At 69.1% G+C, this 19,823-nt stretch carries 19 protein-coding genes; 8 read left to right on the top strand and 11 right to left on the bottom strand.

Features of this window, described 5'->3' with window-relative positions; translation table 11 throughout:
• The first annotated feature begins 13 nt into the window (after positions 1–13).
• Genes ACGFIF_RS32860 through ACGFIF_RS32870 form a run of 3 tightly spaced genes read left to right on the top strand, consistent with a single transcriptional unit; the run spans position 14 to position 5,071 of the window.
• Positions 14–1,315 carry a nucleotide sugar dehydrogenase gene (locus tag ACGFIF_RS32860; RefSeq protein ID WP_393159974.1) on the top strand — a complete coding sequence of 434 codons (1,302 nt, stop codon included), beginning with the start codon at positions 14–16 and terminating at the stop codon, positions 1,313–1,315.
• Complete coding sequence (locus tag ACGFIF_RS32865; RefSeq protein ID WP_393159975.1) at positions 1,312–3,912, top strand: glycosyltransferase family 4 protein; 2,601 nt, start codon at positions 1,312–1,314, stop codon at positions 3,910–3,912. Before ACGFIF_RS32860 ends, ACGFIF_RS32865 begins: the two co-directional genes overlap by 4 nt.
• Before the next feature lies 1 nt (position 3,913).
• Complete coding sequence (locus ACGFIF_RS32870; RefSeq protein WP_393159976.1) at positions 3,914–5,071, top strand: glycosyltransferase; 1,158 nt, start codon at positions 3,914–3,916, stop codon at positions 5,069–5,071.
• A 59-nt stretch (positions 5,072–5,130) separates the two neighbouring features.
• Here the strand turns inward: ACGFIF_RS32870 and ACGFIF_RS32875 are convergent, their stop codons facing one another.
• Positions 5,131–7,071, bottom strand: coding sequence for a CocE/NonD family hydrolase (locus ACGFIF_RS32875; RefSeq protein WP_393159977.1), 1,941 nt, complete (start codon positions 7,069–7,071; stop codon positions 5,131–5,133).
• A gap of 254 nt (positions 7,072–7,325) precedes the next feature.
• Between ACGFIF_RS32875 and ACGFIF_RS32880 the strand changes: the two genes are divergently transcribed.
• A complete protein-coding gene (locus ACGFIF_RS32880; protein WP_393159978.1) occupies positions 7,326–8,231 on the top strand; it encodes a hypothetical protein in 906 nt (301 codons plus the stop codon).
• Between the two features lie 6 nt (positions 8,232–8,237).
• Here ACGFIF_RS32880 and ACGFIF_RS32885 read toward each other — a convergent pair whose 3' ends face one another.
• Positions 8,238–9,092: a helix-turn-helix transcriptional regulator gene (locus tag ACGFIF_RS32885; protein ID WP_393159979.1), complete on the bottom strand. Its 855-nt coding sequence runs from the start codon at positions 9,090–9,092 to the stop codon at positions 8,238–8,240.
• A 100-nt stretch (positions 9,093–9,192) separates the two neighbouring features.
• Here ACGFIF_RS32885 and ACGFIF_RS32890 point away from each other — a divergent pair, with 100 nt between their 5' ends.
• The gene (locus tag ACGFIF_RS32890; RefSeq protein WP_393159980.1) at positions 9,193–9,939 is read left to right on the top strand and encodes an SDR family oxidoreductase; all 747 of its coding nucleotides are present in this window, start codon (positions 9,193–9,195) and stop codon (positions 9,937–9,939) included.
• Between the two features lie 11 nt (positions 9,940–9,950).
• Here the strand turns inward: ACGFIF_RS32890 and ACGFIF_RS32895 are convergent, their stop codons facing one another.
• Genes ACGFIF_RS32895 through ACGFIF_RS32905 form a run of 3 tightly spaced genes read right to left on the bottom strand, consistent with a single transcriptional unit; the run spans position 9,951 to position 12,346 of the window.
• Entirely contained in the window at positions 9,951–10,415 is a 465-nt protein-coding gene (locus ACGFIF_RS32895) for a hypothetical protein (protein ID WP_393159981.1), read from the bottom strand.
• 57 nt (positions 10,416–10,472) lie between these two features.
• Positions 10,473–11,357 carry a hypothetical protein gene (locus ACGFIF_RS32900; protein WP_393159982.1) on the bottom strand — a complete coding sequence of 295 codons (885 nt, stop codon included), beginning with the start codon at positions 11,355–11,357 and terminating at the stop codon, positions 10,473–10,475.
• Complete coding sequence (locus ACGFIF_RS32905) at positions 11,354–12,346, bottom strand: SPFH domain-containing protein (RefSeq protein ID WP_393159983.1); 993 nt, start codon at positions 12,344–12,346, stop codon at positions 11,354–11,356. The genes ACGFIF_RS32900 and ACGFIF_RS32905 overlap by 4 nt, the downstream gene beginning before the upstream one ends.
• 81 nt (positions 12,347–12,427) lie before the next feature.
• Between ACGFIF_RS32905 and ACGFIF_RS32910 the strand changes: the two genes are divergently transcribed.
• Positions 12,428–13,111 carry an NUDIX domain-containing protein gene (locus ACGFIF_RS32910; RefSeq protein ID WP_393159984.1) on the top strand — a complete coding sequence of 228 codons (684 nt, stop codon included), beginning with the start codon at positions 12,428–12,430 and terminating at the stop codon, positions 13,109–13,111.
• A 34-nt stretch (positions 13,112–13,145) separates the two neighbouring features.
• Positions 13,146–13,826, top strand: a complete 681-nt coding sequence (locus ACGFIF_RS32915) for an SDR family NAD(P)-dependent oxidoreductase (RefSeq protein ID WP_393159985.1) — start codon at positions 13,146–13,148, stop codon at positions 13,824–13,826.
• On the opposite strand, the gene ACGFIF_RS32920 is transcribed toward ACGFIF_RS32915, so the two are convergent.
• The 6 genes from ACGFIF_RS32920 to ACGFIF_RS32945 form a co-directional block, all read right to left on the bottom strand.
• The gene (locus tag ACGFIF_RS32920; protein ID WP_393159986.1) at positions 13,783–14,676 is read right to left on the bottom strand and encodes a carbohydrate kinase family protein; all 894 of its coding nucleotides are present in this window, start codon (positions 14,674–14,676) and stop codon (positions 13,783–13,785) included. The two genes, ACGFIF_RS32915 and ACGFIF_RS32920, sit on opposite strands and share 44 nt — an antisense overlap.
• Before the next feature lie 119 nt (positions 14,677–14,795).
• Positions 14,796–15,425 (bottom strand): CoA transferase subunit B, encoded by a 630-nt coding sequence (locus ACGFIF_RS32925; RefSeq protein WP_393159987.1) that lies wholly within the window; start codon positions 15,423–15,425, stop codon positions 14,796–14,798.
• Position 15,426: 1 nt separating this feature from the next.
• Positions 15,427–16,215 (bottom strand): CoA transferase subunit A, encoded by a 789-nt coding sequence (locus ACGFIF_RS32930; RefSeq protein ID WP_393159988.1) that lies wholly within the window; start codon positions 16,213–16,215, stop codon positions 15,427–15,429.
• Between the two features lie 135 nt (positions 16,216–16,350).
• The gene (locus ACGFIF_RS32935) at positions 16,351–17,277 is read right to left on the bottom strand and encodes a hypothetical protein (RefSeq protein WP_393159989.1); all 927 of its coding nucleotides are present in this window, start codon (positions 17,275–17,277) and stop codon (positions 16,351–16,353) included.
• Positions 17,278–17,322: 45 nt separating this feature from the next.
• A complete protein-coding gene (locus tag ACGFIF_RS32940) occupies positions 17,323–18,024 on the bottom strand; it encodes a carbohydrate-binding family 9-like protein (RefSeq protein ID WP_393159990.1) in 702 nt (233 codons plus the stop codon).
• Positions 18,017–18,478 carry a hypothetical protein gene (locus ACGFIF_RS32945; RefSeq protein WP_393159991.1) on the bottom strand — a complete coding sequence of 154 codons (462 nt, stop codon included), beginning with the start codon at positions 18,476–18,478 and terminating at the stop codon, positions 18,017–18,019. The genes ACGFIF_RS32940 and ACGFIF_RS32945 overlap by 8 nt, the downstream gene beginning before the upstream one ends.
• A 148-nt stretch (positions 18,479–18,626) precedes the next feature.
• Here ACGFIF_RS32945 and ACGFIF_RS32950 point away from each other — a divergent pair, with 148 nt between their 5' ends.
• Positions 18,627–19,823, top strand: coding sequence for an RNA-guided endonuclease InsQ/TnpB family protein (locus ACGFIF_RS32950; protein WP_393159992.1), 1,197 nt, complete (start codon positions 18,627–18,629; stop codon positions 19,821–19,823).

Consider the following 19,823-nt stretch of genomic DNA (forward strand, 5'->3'; position numbering starts at 1 on the left):
TAGTGGAGTTCCTGTGCGTGTCAGTGTTGTTGCCTTAGGCAAGATCGGGCTGCCGTTGGCGGTCCAGTTCGCGGCCAAGGGTCATCAGGTCGTCGGCGTCGACATCAACCCGAAGACGGTCGAGCAGGTGAACGCCGGGCAGGAGCCGTTCCCGGGGGAGGCACACCTGGCCGAGCTGCTGGCCGAGACCGTGGCCGACGGTCGCCTGCGGGCGACCACGGACTACGCGGACGCCATCCCCGGCAGCGACGCCGTCGTACTGGTCGTGCCGCTGTTCGTCGACGAGAAGACCGGTGAGCCTGAGTTCGGCTGGATGGAGAGCGCCACCCGCTCGCTGGCCGAGCACCTGAGCCCGGGCACCCTGGTCAGCTACGAGACCACCCTGCCGGTCGGCACCACCCGGAACCGGTGGAAGCCGCTGCTGGAGGAGGTCTCGGGCCTGAAGGAGGGCGAGGACTTCCACCTGGTGTTCTCGCCGGAGCGGGTGCTCACCGGCCGCGTCTTCGCGGACCTGCGCAAGTACCCGAAGCTGGTCGGCGGTCTGTCCGAGGAGGGCGCCAAGCGCGCCACCGCGTTCTACGAGGCCGTGCTGGACTTCGACGACCGTCCGGACCTGGAGCGCGGCAACGGCGTCTGGGACCTGGGATCGGCCGAGGCGGCCGAGCTGGCGAAGCTGGCCGAGACCACCTACCGCGACGTCAACATCGGCCTGGCGAACCAGTTCGCCCGGTTCGCCGGCGAGAACGGCATCGACGTGCACCAGGTGATCGAGGCGTCGAACTCGCAGCCCTACAGCCACATCCACCGGCCCGGTATCGCGGTCGGCGGCCACTGCATCCCGGTCTACCCGCGGCTCTACCTGTGGACCGACCCGGAGGCAAGCGTTGTCCGGGCCGCCCGCGAGGCGAACCTCGGCATGCCCGACTACACCGTCGGCCTGCTCGAGGGCGCGTACGGCGACCTGGCCGGAGCCAAGGTGGTCGTGCTCGGCGCGGCGTACCGTGGTGGTGTCAAGGAGACCGCCTTCTCCGGGGTCTTCCCGGCCGTGGAGGCGTTGAAGGCCCGTGGTGCGGAGGTGTCCGTGCACGACCCGCTGTACACCGACGAGGAGCTCCAGCAGCTCGGCTTCACGCCGTACGCGCTGGGCGCGCCGGTGGACGCGGCTGTGCTGCAGGCGGACCACGCGGAGTACGCGCAGCTGACCCCGGCCGAGCTGCCGGGTGTGAAGGTGCTCGTCGACGGCCGTGACCGCACCGACCCGGCTCGTTGGGCGGGCGTGCGCCGGATTGTGATCGGAAGGTCGGTTCGACAGTGACAACTGCCGACCTGCGGGTCGTGATGATGGTCGCAAACGACGTCACCAACGACAGTCGGGTCCGCAAGGAGGCCGCAGCACTGGCCGAGACCGGGGCAGAAGTGACTGTGCTCGGGGTCTCGGCCAGCGGTCTGCCGTCGAGGGAGATGCTCGACGGCGCGCTGATCGTCCGGGTGGCGGTTCCGTTCAGCCTGCGGGAGGAGCGGAAGCGGAGTCGCAAGGCTCGCCGGGACTGGCGGCCGCCCTTGGTGGGGTACAAGCACAGGTCGACGTACGTCGCGCGCAGCCAGCGGATCCAGGCCGAGCTGAAGGAGCTGAAGTCCGACTCCGGCCATGCCGTCGTGGCGGCCAAGGCGGGCCAGGGCAATCCGCTCAAGTTCAAGGCCGGCGTGGCCACCCGGTTGCTGCGCAAGTCCCGCTGGCAGGCCGCGAAGAAGGCGACCTGGGTGCGGAAGGGTGTCGGCAACAAGGCCGACACGCCGTTCAAGTTCGGCTGGCGCGCGTATGACGGAGTGATCCACCGGATGCCCTGGCCGGCGCCGTGGCGCAAGCTGCACCCCGAGGCGCTCGACCTCGAGATCGCCTTCGGTGACTTGATCGATCGACTCGAGCCGGACGTGGTGCACGCGCACGACATGCACGTGATCGGTGTCGCCACCCGCGCCGCCGGCCGGGCCAAGCTGCGCGGCAAGCACCTCAAGGTCGTCTACGACGCGCACGAGTACGTCGCCGGCCTGTCCCGGTACGGCGCTCGCACCCGCCGGTCGATCGCGGCCTGGGCCAACCACGAGCGCGAGTACATCGGCCAGGCCGACCGGGTGATCACGGTCAGCCCGGCGATCGCCCGGACGCTGCAGCAGGAGCACAAGCTCGACCACGAGCCCGCGGTGATCATGAACACGCCGAACCCGGCGGACGTGTCGGTCGAGGTGTCCGATATCCGCAGCCGGATCGGGCTGCGCGCCGAGGTGCCGCTGCTGGTCTACAGCGGCGGCGTCACCCGGGCCCGCGGTATCGAGACCGCCGTCCAGGCGCTGGTGGACCTGCCGGACGCACACCTGGCCGTCGTCTGTGTCCCGGGGGTCGGGACGGACGCCGTCCGGGAGTTGCAGACGCAGGCCGCGGCGCTCGAGGTGCAGGACCGGTTGCACTGCCTCGACCCGGTGAAGCCGGACGAGGTGGTCGCGTTCCTGCGGACCGCGGATGTCGGGCTGATCCCGATCCTGCGCTACCCGAGTCACGAGATGGCGCTGCCGAACAAGCTGTTCGAGTACGCCTTCGCCGGTCTGCCGGTGGTGGTCAGCGACATGCCGAGCATGAAGGAGTTCGTCGACCGGACCCGGATCGGCGAGGTGTTCGTCGCGGGCGACGCGCACGATCTCGCCTCGAAGGTGCGCACGGTCCTCGGTGACCTGGACACCTATCGCGAGCGGGTGGCCGACCCGGGCTACCAGCAGGAGGTCTCCTGGGCCGGGCAGGCGGAGAAGCTGCGCGGTCTGTACGGCGAGCTGGTCGGTCGTCAGCTGGAGGTCATCCAGCCCGGTGGCCGGCCGGTCAAGGAGCAGCGCCGGTTGCTGCTCGGCCCGGTCAACAGTGCCGGTCAGGCCTGGCTGTGGGCGACCGCGATCGAGCGTGAAGTGCCCGATATCAAGGCCGAGTCGCTCACCACGGGCAGCGGCGCGTTCGACTTCCGGGTGCACCGCACGGGGACGTACCGCCAGTACCGGTCCGACCTGCGCTGGCAGTTGGAGCTGACGGCGTACGCGTTGCGCGAGGTCACCCACGTGCTGTTCGAGGCCGGCCGGCCGATGTTCGGGCAGCAGCGCGGGCAGATGTGGACGAACGACGTACCGATGCTGGACCAGGCCGGGATCAAGCACGGCCTGGTCTTCCACGGGTCGGAGATCCGCGACCCCGCGCAGCACCGGGCCCGGTACCAGTGGTCGCCGTTCCGGAACGCCGACGACGAGCTGACCACTCGTCTGCAGGCCGCGAACGACCTGCTGCGAACGCACCTGGAGGGCTACGAGGGGACGGTGTTCGTCACCACGCCGGACCTGCTCGAGTTCGTCGACAACGGCATCTGGCTCCCGCTGACGGTCGACACCGGGGAGTTCAACTCCTCCGCACCGGTGCTGGAGCGCGAGATTCCGGTCGTGCTGCACGCGCCGTCGGCCAGTGCGTTGAAGGGGTCGGCGTACGTCGACCCGGTGCTCACGGACCTGGATGCGCGAGGCCTGATCAAGTACCAGCGGGTCCAGGGCGTCCCGCACTCCGAGCTCGCCGAGATGGTCCGCAACGCCGACATCGTGGTCGACCAGCTGCTGCTCGGCTCGTACGGCGTCTTCGCCTGCGAGGCGATGGCGGCCGGCCGGGTCACCGTCGGGCACATCGCGGACCCGGTCCGCGACCTGCTGCCGACCGACCTGCCGATCGCGGAGGCGACCCCGGACGACCTGTCCGAGGTGATCGAGCGGCTGGTCGCCGAGCGCGACTCGGCCCGCAAGATCGCCGACGCCGGGCCGGAGTACGTCCGCGAGCTGCACGACGGGCGCAAGTCTGTTGAGGTTCTCCTTCCGTTCCTTGGCGGAAGGTGACATGCGGGTTCTGATGATCGCGCAGTCCCCGATCGCCGGGGACTCGCGGATCCTGCGGGAGGCGACGGCCCTCGTCGCGGCCGGTCACGTGGTTCATGTGATCGGTCGCGATGTCCCGGACGGCTTCGAGGTCGGTCCGGGCGTGACGGTCGAGTCGGTCTCCCGCTCGGCCGGACTGCGGGGTAGCAACGGTGGTCCCGCGGTCGGTCACGGCCGGAACGGGCCGAAGGTGCTGGTCCAGCGGTTCGGCCGATGGTTGCTGCTGCCGGAGCATCGCAACCGGACCGAGAAGCAGTGGCGGGTCGCGGCGGCTCCTGTTGTGGCCGCCGCTGGGCCGTTCGATGTGGTTCATGCGCATGACTTCAACACGCTCGAGCTTGCCGCTACTTATGCGGCGCGGTGGTCGGCGGCGTTGGTCTACGACACCCATGAGCTTTGGTTCGACCGGGCGTTGCCGGGGCGGCCTACGCCGATGTGGCGGGCCCGGGGGCGGCGGTTCGAGGTTTCCCTTGCCAGCCAGGCGCGCTTCGTCATCACGGTGTCCGACGGCATCGCGCAGCGGTTGCGCGAACGTGGGTTGGCTGACGTTCGCGTCGTACGGAATACGTTCCCGCGGGCTGACGACGTACCGGCGGCGCCTGATCGACCGGAGGGTCTGCTGTACGCCGGACGCGTCGGAGCCGGGCGTGATCTGCCGACGGTGGTGGCCGCGGCGCGGCAGCTGGCGCCGTTCCGGACTGTGCTGATGGGTTCGGTGGACCCGAACTACCGGCTCGACCTCGGCCCGGTGGAGACGGTGGCGGAGCGCTCCATCGACGAGGTGGACGACACACTGCGCTCGTACGGCATCTCGCTCGTCACGCTGACGAACACCTGCGAGAACCACCGCCTGGCCTTACCCAACAAACTCTTCCACGCGGTCCGCGCCGGCGTCCCCGTCGTCGCCGCAGACCTCCCCGAGATGCGTGCGGTAGTCACCCAATACAAGCTCGGAACCCTCTACAAACCAGGCGATCCGGCATCCCTGACCGCAGCCGTCCGCGACCTGATCAACAACTACACCACCTACACCGACGGCATCCGCGCCGCCGCCGCAGACCTCAACTGGGAAGCCGAGTCGGCCACCCTGGTGGCTGCCTACGCCGACCTAGCAGGCTGACACGTCTAACTACCAGCCCGCCCCGGCCTCCGGCCGGGGCGGGCTGGTTATTTGTGTAGTTAGCGGGATGCCTCGACCATCTGGCGCATGAGTTCGGCTGGGTCTTTCTCCGGCTCGGGCTGGGCTAGCTGGGTGGTGGGGATGCGGGACTGCGGGACCTCGGCGGTCTGCAGGGAAGCCGTGTAGCCGGTCAGCGGGAGCGTGAGCGAGGACCGGGCGGGATCCAGCGTGACAGTCGCGCCGGTGAACGGGATGGACGGGTTGTCCGGTTCGACCGTGAGGACGAGACCGAGCCGGTGGCCGGCGGCGAACACCACGTCGTCCGCGTTCAGCTCGAAGCTCAGGTCGTACCACTTGCCGGACTGCAGCGATTCCTTGGCATACAAGGACTTGTAGTGCCCGACATCCGCCAGCGTTCGCACCACGATCGACGTGTCCGACACCGCCGTGTTGATCCGAGTCTCGGCGTAGCACCCGGTGTCGGCCTCGTTCCCGTCACCCCAGCACACGCGGGTGTTCGGGACGTTGGTGACGTTCGTGTACCGGTTCGCCGTACCGTAGTCGACCAACCGCGCCTTGATGCCGGCGGCAACCTTGTTGACCTTCACCCGGACCGAGACCTTCCCGGTGCCGGTGACCCGGACCGCCTTCTCCAACTCGTCGCTCAGGAACACCGCACGATCCGGCCGGGCCGTGGTCGGATCGAGTACGACGGTGTCCTCGGACGGCTCCGACGTACCGGTGAAGCTGACCGGATCACTCGACGCCGCGGCGATCGACAACCCACCGGTCTTGGCACCGGACGCCTTGCTGAGCACGAGTTTCGTCGACTTCGCACCGACCGCCGGCCAGCGCGGCTCGTCGTAGAAGCTGCCGTCCTCGCGCTGCACGGTCGCCTGCGGAGTCTGCATGACGCCGTTCTGCAAGCCCTGCAGCCAGTAGTCGAACCACGGGTGCAGCTTGTTCACCCACTCGTCGCGGAAGCTGAAGCCGTCCAGGTGGACGCCCTGGTGCAGGAAGATCTTCCGCGGCACGTTGTAGCGGGCCAGCTGGTCCCACCACTCACCGAAGTGCCGGGTCTTCACGTTCTCGTCGCCGAGGCCGTGGACGACGTACACACTGGAGTGCACGTTGCCCGCGTCCAGGTTGTAGTTCCTCGGATCCCACCACTTGCTGTAGCTGCCGGTGCGGGTGTCGGAGTCCTGCTCGATCTCGTTCGTCAGCTCCACACAGCGCGGTGATGCGTCGTTGCTGACGTAGTCGTGCAGGAAGCCCATGTACTCGTCGTAGAAGGGCACTCCGAAGCTGCGGGTGTAGTCGTACCAGCTGGAGATCGCGGCGATCGGGACGATGGTCTCGAGGCCGCGGACACCGGTGCTGGCGACCGAGTTGGCGATGGTGCCGTTCCAGGAGACGCCGATCATGCCGGCCTTCCCGGTGGACCAGTCGGCCTTGGCGCGGCTGCCGTCGGCGTTGTAGCCGGGCACCCGGTTGTTCAGCCAGTCGATCACGGCCTTGGTGCCGAGCACCTCCAGGTCCGCGCCGACGTCACTGCAGCCGGTCGACCGGAACGTGCCGGGCATGTCGACGAACGCGACGGCGTACCCGCGGGGCACGAAGTAGTTGTCCAGCCAGCTGCCGAAGACCTGCCGGACGCCGTTGCCGTCGAAGTAGGCCTTGTTGTCCTGTGCGTAGTACGGCGACGCCTGGATGATCACCGGGACGTCGACGCCGGCCTGCGCCGCTTCGCCGGGCCGGATCACGTCGACGGTGATCCGGTCGGTGATCCCGTTGGCGTCCCCGTCGAGCTTGGGTACGTCGACCTCGATCCGCTCGCGGATCGCGTTGTCGTAGTCGTAGGCCGCGACGGTGGTCGTGCCCTGGACGAACGGTTTGGCCGGTACGGCGGTTGGTCCGGCGGTCGCGGTCAGCGAGGCCAGTGGGGCCAGCGCGGCGACGACCAGAAGGGTGATCCCGGTCCGGAACCGAGTTCTGCGCATACGTGTCTCTCCCCTGTGGGCGGTGGGTGGGACACACCTCAGCCCTCCCTCGACAGGGCCGTTGTGGTGAACCGCACCTTACGCAGAACGAGGCGCGTTGTCTGCACAGATCTCACCCGCGTGATCACTTCCTGTACACAACACGGGAAAAACTTCGCCCGTGATTCCTCACCGGCGACTGATCGCCCCGCAACTTCTCGGGCGCGTGCTGCATCGAGGTGAGCGAGACCGGCTGACAAAGGGGAGATCCAGAGATGTGGCGACGGGTGATGGGCGTGGGGTGTGGTGCAGTCCTGGCGCTGGGGGCGGTGGTGCCGCCGGCCGCGGAGGCCGCAGTGACAGCGCCTTGTACGACGTGGGTCGGGTCGGTGACGTCTGCGGGTGCGCATACCTTCAAGGCGATCACCACGACGACACCGCCGTCGCTCACGCGCTCCAGCACGAGTGCGGGTGTCTACGGTCCCGGGCAGGTGCGGATCGCGAGTCACTTCGAGGACTACCCCAAGTCCGGTGCCGGCAGCGTGCGGAGCGGGTACGTCGTGATCGGAGACGCGCTGTACCACAGCGGGTACGCCGTCGACGGCAGCGGCGACGTCGAGCCGCCAGGGGCCAGCCTGCAGCGGATCGGCGGTGGCTGGTCCAACTTCAGCCTGGTCGAGTGGTCGGCGTACAACGCCGGCGCGGTCGCACCGCGGACGGAGTTGTACGGGCTCCGCAAGGACGGCGTACTCGTGCGCTGGCACCGACAGGACAACGGGTGGCGCAGCACCGGTTCGTACCCGGGCTTCGGCGCGGTCAAGACGATGACGCTGATCAGCAAGCAGCCGACGTACGACACCTTCCTGGCGAACACCAATGGCGGCGCGCTCTACACCATCCGGATCCCGGTGACGTCGCCGATGAAGCCGGTGGTGAAGTCGGTCCGCACCAGGACCTGGCAGGCCTTCGAAACCTTGACCGCATCCAAGTGCGGTCAGTACGGCACGCTCCTCCTCGGCATCGACAAGGACACCAAGACAGCCTTCCTGTACGCCGTCGGCCACGCGAACGGCACCGCAACAGTCATCAAGAGCCTCGGCCAGGTTTCCTCCACCTTCCCCGACCCAGTCGACTTCCGCTGGTCCCCGGTGAGCTTCGCCGACGACCTCAACGGAGACTGATCCCGTCTACTTCCGCTGGGCTCCGATGCCCCAGACCGACGTGTTCAACGGTGGTTGAGCTGCCAGGAGGGTTTCGAGGGCGGCTTGGGTGGGTGGGTCGGCCGGGGTGTAGGTCATGACGTATTGACCGTCGTCGCCGGGGAGTTGGAGGGACTCGAGGGAGAAGGTGAGGCGGCCGGCTGTCGGGTGATGGAGGACTTTGGGGCAGTGGGCCGGAGCGGCGACGTCGTGGGTCGTCCAGAGCCGGGCGAACTCCGGGCTGGCGGCGGTGAGGTCGTCGACCAAGGTCGCCAGCTCGGGGTCGGTGGTGTACTCGGCCGACGCGCGCCGGAGATGGGCGACCGCGGCCCAGGCCACTGCTTCCCAGTCCTCGTAGAAGGTCCGTGCGGCCGGATCGAGGAAGTACAGCCGGACCAGGTTGCGCTCAGCCGGTTCGAGGGCGGCGAAGTCGGCGACGACGGCTGCGGCGCCCGGATTCCACGACAGCACGTTGCTGAGCCGGTCCACCACGATCGCCGGGACGTCGCGGAGCGCGCTGATGAGCGCTTCCAATTGCGGACGTACGACGGCACGCGGCGCACGCGGGTGTGGAGCCGGACCGGCCAGCGAAAGCAGATGCTCCCGCTCGGCCTCGGTCAGCCTGAGCGCGTCGGCAACAGCCGTCAGGACGGCGTCCGACGCGTTGTCGGCGCGACCCTGCTCCAGCCGGATGTAGTAGTCGACGCTGACGTTGGCCAGCAGGGCGACCTCTTCGCGGCGCAGGCCGGCGACCCGGCGGTCGCGGCCGGGTGGCAGGCCGACGTCCTCGGGACGGACGCGGGCCCGCCGAGTCTGCAGGAACTCGCCAAGCTGAGGTCGCACCACTCCAGTATTCCTGGCCGGACAACGACCTGGGTGGTACTGCCAGACCTAGGTTGAAGCGTCCCTTCTGAGGCGTCATCGCCCGCCGCAAGGTGGGCCCATGACAACCTCACGCATCGCACTCGTCACCGGCGCCGCCAGCGGGATCGGCGCCGCCATCGCCACCCGGCTCGCCGCCGACGGCGCCTCAGTCGCCCTGCTGGCCCGTCGCCGCGACCGCCTGGAGAAGCTCGCGGCCCAGATCTCGGAGTCCGGCGGAACGGCGCTCGTCGTACCCGCCGATGTGACCGACCCCGACGAGGTCGCGCAGGCTTCGAAGCTCGTGCAGGATCGGTTCGGCGATCTCGATCTGCTGGTCAACAACGCCGGGATGATGAAGATCGTCCCGTTCGGCGACGCGTCCGCGGCGGACTGGCGTCGTACCGTCGACGTGAACCTGGCCGGCGTACTGACCGTCACGCACGCGTTCCTCCCGGCGCTGAAACGGTCGGCAACCGCCAGGACAACAGACCTGATCAACGTGTCGTCGCTCGCCGCCGACCGCTTCGCGCCGGGCATGGCGGCGTACGGCGCCTCGAAGGCGGGCGTCAGCTACCTGACCCGGGCGCTGCGGCTGGAACTCGCCGGTGAGGGAATCCGGGTGACCAACGTCGAGCCAGGGATGATCGACGGCACCGAACTCGCCGACCAGTTCCCCGAGGACCTACGGACGATGGTCGACGAGCTCCGCACCACCCTCCCCGCCGTGCCACCATCGGAAGTCGCCGACCTGATCGCGTACGTCATCAGCCGGCCACGCGAGGTGAACCTCCCCGACCTGATCATCCAGCCTTCCAAGGAGGTCTAGATCTTCTTGGCTCAAGTGGCGTCGGGGGCCGTCGGGAAGGTGGTCACCAGGATCGCGAACACGATCACGAGGACGCCGACGCTTGTTGCCGCGATCGAGACGCGTCGGTGGATCCCGCGCAGGCCTTGCAGGCCGAGTGCGACGCCGCCGCCGGCCACGACGGCAGGGAATCCCAGCCAGGACAGCGGAAGCGCCAGTACGAGGGCGATGCCGCTGTGGATCAGCGCGGATCGGTGGACTGCCTCCGGATGGCCGGCGGCGCGCCGCACGGTGAACCCGAAGACCACCACCGCCGTGACCACAATCAAGGCGAGTGAGATGAAGAAGGTTGCCGGGTCGACCGGGAACGAGTCCGCCAGGCCGCGTTCGTTGCCCCACAGGTGATCCCACGCCATCAACCCGATCGCGAGGAGCGTGACCCCCGACTCCACGACCACGGTCCGGCGGTGCTGTTGGTCAGGTGCGATGTCAGCCATCGGCCGATTCCTTCCGTACGCCGATTGTGACCCCGGTGGGGCGGCGTGCAGAAGGGGTCATCTGATCAGGTGGAGGCGGGTTTCGGCGACGGTGAGGTCGAGGCGTTGACCCCAGCTGACGGCGAGGGTGTCGGACTCGATGCCGTCGCCGAAGACCACCAGGTCGGATTCGGCGATGACGGTGAGGCGCTGGTCCGCCTTCAGCAGGCCCTCGGTGCAGGAGGTGCCGGTCGCCGGCGACGGCCAGGCCTCGCGGACGAACCAGCTGAGTGTCGACTCGGTTGCTGTCGGCAACGTGAGCGGACTGTGCCGCTCCTGCCAGGCCGAGCGACACCAACCGGTCGAGCCGGTGCCCGTTCCCACCAGCAGGCCGGACGACGACTGGCGCTCTTCCAGGGCATCGGGCGAGAGCAGCCGATAGCGGGCCGACTGGTGGGTCCGGTGGCCGACGTACACCTCGTTGAGAGCAAGGAGTCGCTGACCGTCGTCGGTGCCGGCGGCCACCATCGTCCGGAGCTCGGCGGCCGCGGACAGATCCGATCGCAGCAGGTCGGCGATCGCGGCCGGTTCGTGCGGCACCAGTACGCCGGGATTGCGGCCAGGCTCCGGGTCCACGCCGATCACCGGCTGACCGTCGAGGTACTTCGCCACGTTCGCGACCAGACCGTCCTGGCCGACCGCGATCACCACGTCCTCCGGCCCGAACCCGAACCGGTCCAAATCGTTGCGCTCAGCAACAGCACGCCGCCAGTCCAGCGGGATCGCGGCCGACACCATCGCCAGCGCTTCCTGCTGGGCCTGGTGGCGGGCGTCGAGCTCCGCCAGATCGCGGCCGCGGCCGGCCAGGAAGAACCCGGCCTGCTGCCGCGTCCCGTGCCGGGCGACCAGCTCGGTGAGCTCGGTCGCCCGGTGCACCAGCACCGCCCTTGGTGGCAGGCTCATCGTGCTTCCGTCAGCCGGGTGAGCAGCGGGGTGATGAGGTCCGGCGTCAGGTTCAGGGTGCCGATCTCCGGCAGCGCGCCCTCCTTGATCGCCATCGCGAGGATGGTCGCCTGGTCCAGCTCGGCGTACGCGTCCAGCATCGCCTTCTCGGCGGCGGCCGCCGCTGCACCGATGACCCGCTTGGCGTCGGCTTCCGCCTCGCTCAGTGCGCGCTGACGTCCAGCGGCGGCCGCGGTCTCGATCTGCCCGGCCGCGGCCGCCTCGGTCGCCCGGAGCCGCTCGTTCTGACCGCGCTGGTTGACCAGCTGCTCCTCACGCCGGGCCAGCTCGATCTGGTTCTGCAGCTCGTTCTCCGCGATCGACCGCTCCCGCTCGACCGCCATCGCCCGCCGCTCGTACGTCGCCTTGTCCGCAGCCTGCTGCACCATCTCCCGGGTGGGAGTCTGCAGCGCCTTCTCCACGTCCCGTTCAGCCCGTACGGCGACCACGCGGACATCCTCGACGCCGATGCCCAGACCGGTCAGCCGTTGGTCCGCGCGCAGCCCGGTGCCGACCGCCTGGCGGAGCGCGCTCATGCCCTCGGACAGCGCCTCGGTCAGGCTCATCCGGGCCAGCAGGTCGAGTGCGGTCTGCTGCGCCAGCTCGGTCAGCAGGCCGCCGAGCTGCTCCAGCGGCGTGGACCGCCACAGCCCGGTGTCGGGGTCGATACCGAAGTCCAGCCGGACCGCGGCCAGCCCCGGGTCGGTCACCCGGTAGGTGACGGTCGCCTGGACGGCGACGTCCTGGAAGTCCTGCGTCCGGCCGTGGAACAGCAGCGGCTGCTCGCGGTCGTCGACCGGGATCTCGCTCAGCGACGAGTTCAGCGCGCGGAACCAGAACGCCTGGCCGGCGCCGTCGTGCACGAGCTTGCCGTTGCGCAGGTGCCGCACGTGGGTGGTCGGGTTGGCCCGCAGGTGGCTGATGAAGCGGAACCGGGTGATGTCTGCCATCGGTCGTTCTCCTCTTTGTCGTCAGTTTGACGATAATGGTCGGATCGCTTTTCGTCAATGTGACGATTAGAGTGCTGTGCCATGGACTTCGTACCGCTCGGCCTGGCCGCCGACCTGGTCATCCTGACCGTCCGCGACGGCGCCCTTCAGGTGCTGCTGATCCGCCGGGGGATCGCGCCGTACCAGGGCCGCTGGGCGCTGCCGGGCGGGTTCGTGCGGCCGGACGAGGACCTCGAGCAGACCGCCCGCCGCGAGCTCGCGGAGGAGACCGGCCTGTCCTCGGACCGGATCCACCTCGAGCAGGTCGCGACGTACGGCGCTCCCGATCGCGACCCCCGTGGCCGGGTCGTCAGCGTCGCCTACCTGGCGCTGGTGCCGGACCTGCCCGCGCCGGTCGCGGGATCGGACGCGGCGTCGGCCAGATGGGTCGCCGCCGGGGAGGTCCTGGCCGATCCGGGGCGACTCGCCTTCGATCACCACCGGATCCTGTCCGACGGGGTCGAGCGCGCCCGGGCCAAGCTCGAGTACTCGCCGCTCGCCGCCGCGTTCTGCCCGCCCGAGTTCACCATCTCGGAGCTGCGCGGGGTGTACGAAGCGGTCTGGGGTACGCCGCTCGACCCGCGCAACTTCCATCGCAAGGTCACCAAGACCCCGGATTTCGTCGAACCATCCGGCGGCACCACCACCCGCGACGGCGGCCGCCCGGCCCAACTCTTCCGCCGCGGCACAGCAACCACCCTGCACCCCCCGATGACCCGCGGTTGACTTCGACCCGACTTGAAGTGCTTCGATCCGGCGCATGACTCTGACCGGAGCACACGTCCTCGTCACCGGAGCAGGCCGCGACACCGGCCGCAAACTCGCGCTCGCCTTCGCCGCTCACGGCGCCCACGTCCTCGCCACCGCCCGGATCCAGTCCGCCGCCGAGGAGACCGTCGCCCAGATCGAAGCGGCCGGCGGCAACGCAACGCCTGCCGTCCTGGACCTCGCCGACCCGAAGTCGATCGAGCGTCTGACCGTCGATCGCCTCGACGTCCTCGTGAACAGCGGCGCCCGCTACCTGGCCGGCACCCCGTCACCGGCGGATATGGTCGACACGATCGCGGGCGGCGCGACCGGCACGATCCTGCTCACCGAACGGCTCCTACCGTTGCTCAGGGCATCCAATCGCGCCGACATCGTCACCCTGATCTCCGCCGCCGGCGAAGTCGGCCACCACCGCTCACCAGCCCACCCGGCGTTCTACGCGGCCAAGCACGCCCAGGCCGGGTACGCCGAGATCCTGTCGGAGCGACTGCGTCCGGACGGGATCCGGGTGATCTCCCTGTTCCCGCCGGATTTCGTCCAGGACGGCCGCCGGGAGACCGGCGCCGACCTCACCGCGCCGTCCGTCGTCGACTGCGTTCTGTTCGCCGTTCGTCAGCCGCGCGACTGCTTCATCCGATCGTTCTGCTTCGAACAGCCAGCTCCTCGGCCGTGATCAGGTCGGTGTGGGTGCCGGGGGAGCCGCAGGCCCAGGCGCCCGCGATGGATCCGGCCAGGGCGGCGTCGTACCAGCTGACGCCGTCGAGCCGGCGGGCCAGGAACGCCGCGACGTAGGCATCGCCGGCGCCGTTGGAGTCGACCACGGGCCGGTCGGGGAGCTGGACTGCGCCGATGTGTCGTGGCGCCTGGTCCCGGACGTGCAGGTAGCTGCCGTCGGCACCGGCCATCGCGACCACGACCTCGGCCCGGCCGTTGGCGAAGATCCAGTCGACGGCGTCGTCCGGAAGGTTGCTGGTGGAGACGAACACGATGTCGGCGGACGTCGCGAAGTCCTTGTGATAGCCGTTCCGGCCGTCCCAGTCGTGCAGGTCGGTGGAGACGGTGCAGTCCGCGGCGAGCGCGTCGGACAGGGCGTCCCGGGCGAAGTCCATGATCGAGACGTGCACGTGCCTCGCGCGTACGACGTTCGTCCGCCAGAGATCCGGGTCGACCCGCAGTCCGGCCGGGTGCCGGGCGTCGTACAAGGCGAGGCGTTGCCCGTCCGGTGCGACCAGGTTGACCGACCGGCGCGTGCCGCTGGGGTGGAGTGCAACGTGCAGTGGCATCCGGAGGCCGTCGTACAGGTGCCGGATGCGGTCGCCCTCGTCGTCGTCACCGATCACGTCCGCAAGACCGGCGCGCAGGCCGAGCAGGTGACAGCCGAGGGTGACGCCGTGCCCGGTGTGGCCGACGTACGACTCGACCGGATCGACGTGGATGGTCTCCACCGCGGGCAGCGGCAACGTCGGCACCCGCACGATCGTGTCGATCCCGACGCCGCCAATCACGAACACGTCCAATTCCATGCGTCCCGTCATACCCGACTTTCGCCAGGGGTGACAGATGTCTTTCGCGCATGTGGACAGTCAGCCGGCGGCCGAGCCGCCTGATCGGCGGCGGCTCGGCCGGCATCACGGCGTGCGGTTCATTGCTTGATGGGTGCGCCCGTCTTGGACTGGAGCTCGTCGAAGGTGACGCCGTCGGCGAGCTCGACCAGCTTCAGGCCGTCCTCGGTGACGTCCAGCACGGCCAGGTCGGTGATGATCCGGTTGACCACGCCACGGCCGGTGTAGGGCAGGTCGCACTCCTCGAGGATCTTGTGCGAACCGTCCTTGGCCACGTGTTCCATCAGCACGATCACCTTCTTGGCGCCGTGCACCAGGTCCATCGCGCCGCCCATGCCCTTGACCATCTTGCCCGGGATCATCCAGTTCGACAGGTCGCCGGTGGCCGACACCTGCATGGCGCCCAGGATGGCGGCGTCGATCGCGCCGCCGCGGATCATCCCGAACGACAGCGCGGAGTCGAAGAACGATGCCCCCGGCAAGGTCGTGACGGTCTCCTTGCCGGCGTTGATCAGGTCCGGGTCCTCGTCGCCCTCGACCGGGTACGGGCCGACGCCGAGGATGCCGTTCTCGCTCTGCAGGACGACGGTGACGCCGTCCGGGATGTAGTTCGGCACCAGGGTCGGCAGGCCGATGCCGAGGTTGACGTACGAGCCGTCCTCCAGCTCGGCGGCGGCGCGGGCGGCCATCTGCTCACGGGTGAGTGGCATCTCAGGCCTCCAGCTTCTCGCGGGCGGCCTCGTACGCCTCGCGGGGTTGCACCGTGCGCTTCTCGATCCGCTTCTCGATGTCCTTGCCGACCGCAACGACGCGCTGCACGTAGACACCGGGCAGGTGGATCTCGTCCGGGTCCAGCTCACCAGGCTGGACCAGCTCCTCGACCTGCGCGATCGTGACCCGGCCGGCCATCGCGGCCAGCGGGTTGAAGTTGCGCGCGCTCCGGTCGAACACCAGGTTGCCGTGGGTGTCGCCCTTGAGTGCGTGCACCAGGCCGAAGTCGGTGGTGATCGAGTCCTCCAGCACGTACGTCGTACCGTTGATCTCCCGGGTCTCCTTCGGCTCCGACGCCTTCGCCACCGAGCCGTCCGCGTTGTACTTCTGCGGCAGCCCGCCCTCGGCGACCTGGGTGCCGACACCGGCCAGGGTGAAGAACGCGGCGATCCCGCAGCCGCCGGCCCGCAGCTTCTCGGCCAGCGTGCCCTGCGGGGTCAGCTCGACCTCGAGCTCGCCGGACAGGAACTGCCGGGCGAACTCCTTGTTCTCCCCGACGTACGACGACGTCATCTTGGCGATCCGCTTGTCCGCGAGCAGGATGCCCAGACCCCAGTCGTCGACACCGCAGTTGTTCGACACCACGCTCAGGCCGGTCACCCCCTTGTCGTGCAGGGCGCTGATCAGTTCCATCGGGTTGCCGCACAGCCCGAAGCCGCCGACCGCGAGGCTCGCGCCGTCGCCGATGTCGTCGACCGCGGCCTGCGGTGAGTCGTACGTCTTGTCCATCCGGCTGCTCCGTTGCAGTGTCAGGGCTGGGTCGATCTCGACTCTAACCAGCCATGTGTGGCTCCCGCGAGAGCCACCTCCTGTGGCCACTGCCACAGGATGTGACAGGGGACCACAGCGGTATGTGGGCGGGCCCTACGCGGAGGCTTCGGAGTTGATCAGCAGGTTCAGCTCGTGCAGCGCCTCGTAGCGGGCGTCTTCCAGCTCTTCGGCGTCGCGGGACAGGACGACGGCCAAGTGCTCTCTGGCTGTCAGGAGGTCGCCACTGCCGCGGGCGACCCGGGCCAGCCCGATGTGGGCGGCGGCAGCGGTCTCCGGCAGGTCAGCGTGCTCAGCCAGAGCCAGCGCCCAGCTGAAGTCCTCGCCGGCCGCATCCAGGTCACCATGGTGGCGGTAGAGCTCACCGCGCTGGCACAGGAGGAGCCCGGACTCGTCGTCCGCTCGGAGCTTCTCGGCCAGCTCGAGGGCCTCGCTGATGACGTCGACCGGGTCGTCGACGATGTCTCTGAGCGCGGTGAGCGCCAGGAACATCCCCCAGCGGTCGTCGAGCATCCGGAAGCGTCCCAGCGCCGTTCGCAGGGCCTGAGCGGCGTCACCTGGGGTGGCGGCGGTCAGACCTGGATAGCCGCGGCACAGCTCGACTGCTGCCCTGGCCCAGGCGTCACCGTCCTCGTTTCGCGCCAGTACCTCTTCGACGGCCGAGGCGGACTCGAACGGCCCGAACACGAGCCCCCACAGCAGCACGGTCACCGAGTACCGGAACGGCCCCGTCGTGGCGACCACGATCTGCTGGGCCAGCTCCAACTGCTCCTGCTCAGCCGACGCGGCTCCGTGGAGCACTGCCAGCAGGTACTCCTCGTCCAGCCCCACAGGCACGGTCCGGCCGAGCATGCTCAGCACTCGCTCGGCAGCCGCCGCAGCCTCGTCCTGCAGCCCGTGCGACCACCAGTAGCCCGAGTACTCGGCTACCAGTCGCAGCGCGGCCCGGGGGTCGGTGTCACAGGCGCGCTCGATGGCGCTCACGACCTGGTCGTCGTACAGGTCGTCACCCCCGAAGTCCACGTACCTCATTGTCTCCCGGCCGTGTTAACGGCCCGTCACCGGGGCTCAGAAGCGCAGTACGCCCCATCGGTCCGGGCGGTGCATGTCGACCACGTACTGCGGCGACCAGACCCAGAAGCTCAGCTCGGTCCCCTTCACGTACTCGCCGTCGACGACCTCGTGCGGCCACTCACAGCGCATCAGATTCATCCGCCATTCGTCACCCGGATTCGGTGGCGTCGCCCGGCCCTCGTTGTACGACGCGAGGTCGGCCCACGGTACGGCGAGTTCCACCGACCAGCCGGTGTCGGTGTCGGACGGGTCGTTCAGCGTGCCGTCGATGTGCAGCGCGGTCCGCAGGCCGGGCAGGTTGGTGGGGTCCACCGGTACGCCGCCGTCGACGTACGGCTTCGGCAGGGTCAGCTCCCAGATCGTGCCGAGCGGGTTGATCTCGAACTCGTAGTAGTTCAGCCCGTCGCCGTCCGGGTCGAGGAACAGCTCGAAGTTGTTCTCCTCGAACAGCTTGGTGTTCTTCTCCCGCATCGTGGACCAGACGTGTGGTTCCTCGAGCAGACCACCGACGTACAGGAACTGGTCGTCGTACATCAGCTTCGCCCGGGTCCGGAACCGCGGGGACGGCCCGTCGCCGCTGATGTCGACGAAGTCGGTGGTCCAGGGTGCGATCTCCCAGGCCGGGTCGGTCAGCGTCCCGTCCAGGCTGGGCGCGGTCAGCGTACGAGGGCAGTCGTAGACGGGCAGGTCAGGCATCGGCACGCTCCAGCAGTCGGGCGACGAGGTTGGCGACGAGGAAGGTGATCGCGGTCAGCACCGGTACGACGGCCAGCGTCCACGGTGACGACAGGTTCTCGGTGAGGAAGGCGAGGACGAGGATCAGCATGAAGGTGACGCCGAGGAACGCCACCAGGCGGGGGTGCGGCATCGCCAGCCGGCTCAGGGCGAGTCCGCCGAGCACGATGGTGACCACCACGATGAGCACCAGCAGCGGGAGGCCGAGGGCACCGCAGTTCGAGGTGTCGCGGACCCGTTCGCAACCGCGCTCGCTCAGCCACACCAGCGCGATGGTCGCGAACCCGCACAACAGCCCGACGACGGCGAGGATCAGCACCGGCGGCAACGGCGGCGCGTCGAACCGCCCCTCGTCCGCCTCCTCGGCCTCTTCCTCGTCGGCGGCTTCCAGAACGGCCTCGAGATCCTCGGGCATCCGACCGTCGTCCTCGTCCTCGCTGGCAGGCCTGTCATGGCCCATCTGACTGGTCGCGGGATACCTCGGTCTTCTGATTGGGGAGGAGCCGCGACTGCCTCCCTTCGGAGATCGGGGACTGTCGGTCCCGGCTGATTGAGTACGTGCCATGTCCCGGTTCCGGCTGTACCCGACTCCCGCGAAGCAGGCGGCATTGCTGCAGCAATGCGGGCACGCTCGGTACGTGTGGAACCTGGCGCTCGAGCAGTGGTCGATGTGGACCCGCGACAAAGGCGCGACGCCTGGGTACGTCGAGCAGGCCCGGCAACTGACCGAGGCGCGGACCGCGTTCGGCTGGCTGCGCGCAGGGTCGCAGACCGTGCAGCAGCAGGCCCTGCGGGACTTCGACCAGGCCGTCAAGAACTTCCACGCAGGCACCCACCGGCAACCGACCTGGCGCAAAGCCGGACTGCACGAAGGATTCCGCATCGTCGGTTCCCAGGCGGGCCGTGTTGAGCAGCTGAGCCGGAAGTGGGCGCGGGTGCTGGTACCGAAGGTCGGCTGGGTGCGGCTGCGGCTGTCTCGTGCGATTCCCGACGCAAAGTCGTACCGCATCACCCGCGACCGGGTCGGCCGCTGGCACCTCGCGTTCGCTGTCCTCCCGCCGCCGATCCCCGCACCGGGCACGGGCGAGGTCGTCGGCGTGGACCGCGGCGTCACCGTGTCGGCGGCTCTGTCCACCGGGGAACGCCTGACCTGCCCCGGGCTGTCGGAGACCGAACAGATACGCCTGAAGCACCTGCAACGCTGGCTCGCCCGGTGCCGTCGCGGCTCCAACCGCCGCCGCCGGGTGAAGACTGCGATCGCGAAACTGCACGCCCGCGCCGGCGATCGCCGCAAGGACTGGGTCGAGAAGACCAGCACCGACCTCGCACGCGGGTTCGACGTCATCCGCGTCGAGGACCTGCGGGTCGCGCAGATGACCAGGCGCCCCAAGCCCAATCCAGACCCCAAACGACCGGACAGGTATCTGCCGAACCGTCGCCGCGCCAAAGCCGGACTCAACCGCGGCATCCTCGCCAACGGGTGGGGACTGCTCGTTCAGCGCCTGGAGCATAAAGCCGCGGGACGGGTCGAGAGAATCAATCCTGCGTACACGTCGCAGACCTGCAGCGTCTGCGCGCACTGCGCACCGGAGAACCGCAAGAACCAAGCGGTCTTCCGATGCGCAGCCTGCGGACACCAGGCGAACGCGGACGTGAACGCGGCAGTCAACATCGCGGCCGGACGGGCCGTCAGCGCACGCCGAGAGACGCCCGTACGGGTCTCGCCGAAGCGTGAACCTCAACACGCTACCTCCGCGTAG

The sequence above is a fragment of the Kribbella sp. NPDC049174 genome (assembly GCF_043197365.1).
Classification (GTDB): domain Bacteria; phylum Actinomycetota; class Actinomycetes; order Propionibacteriales; family Kribbellaceae; genus Kribbella.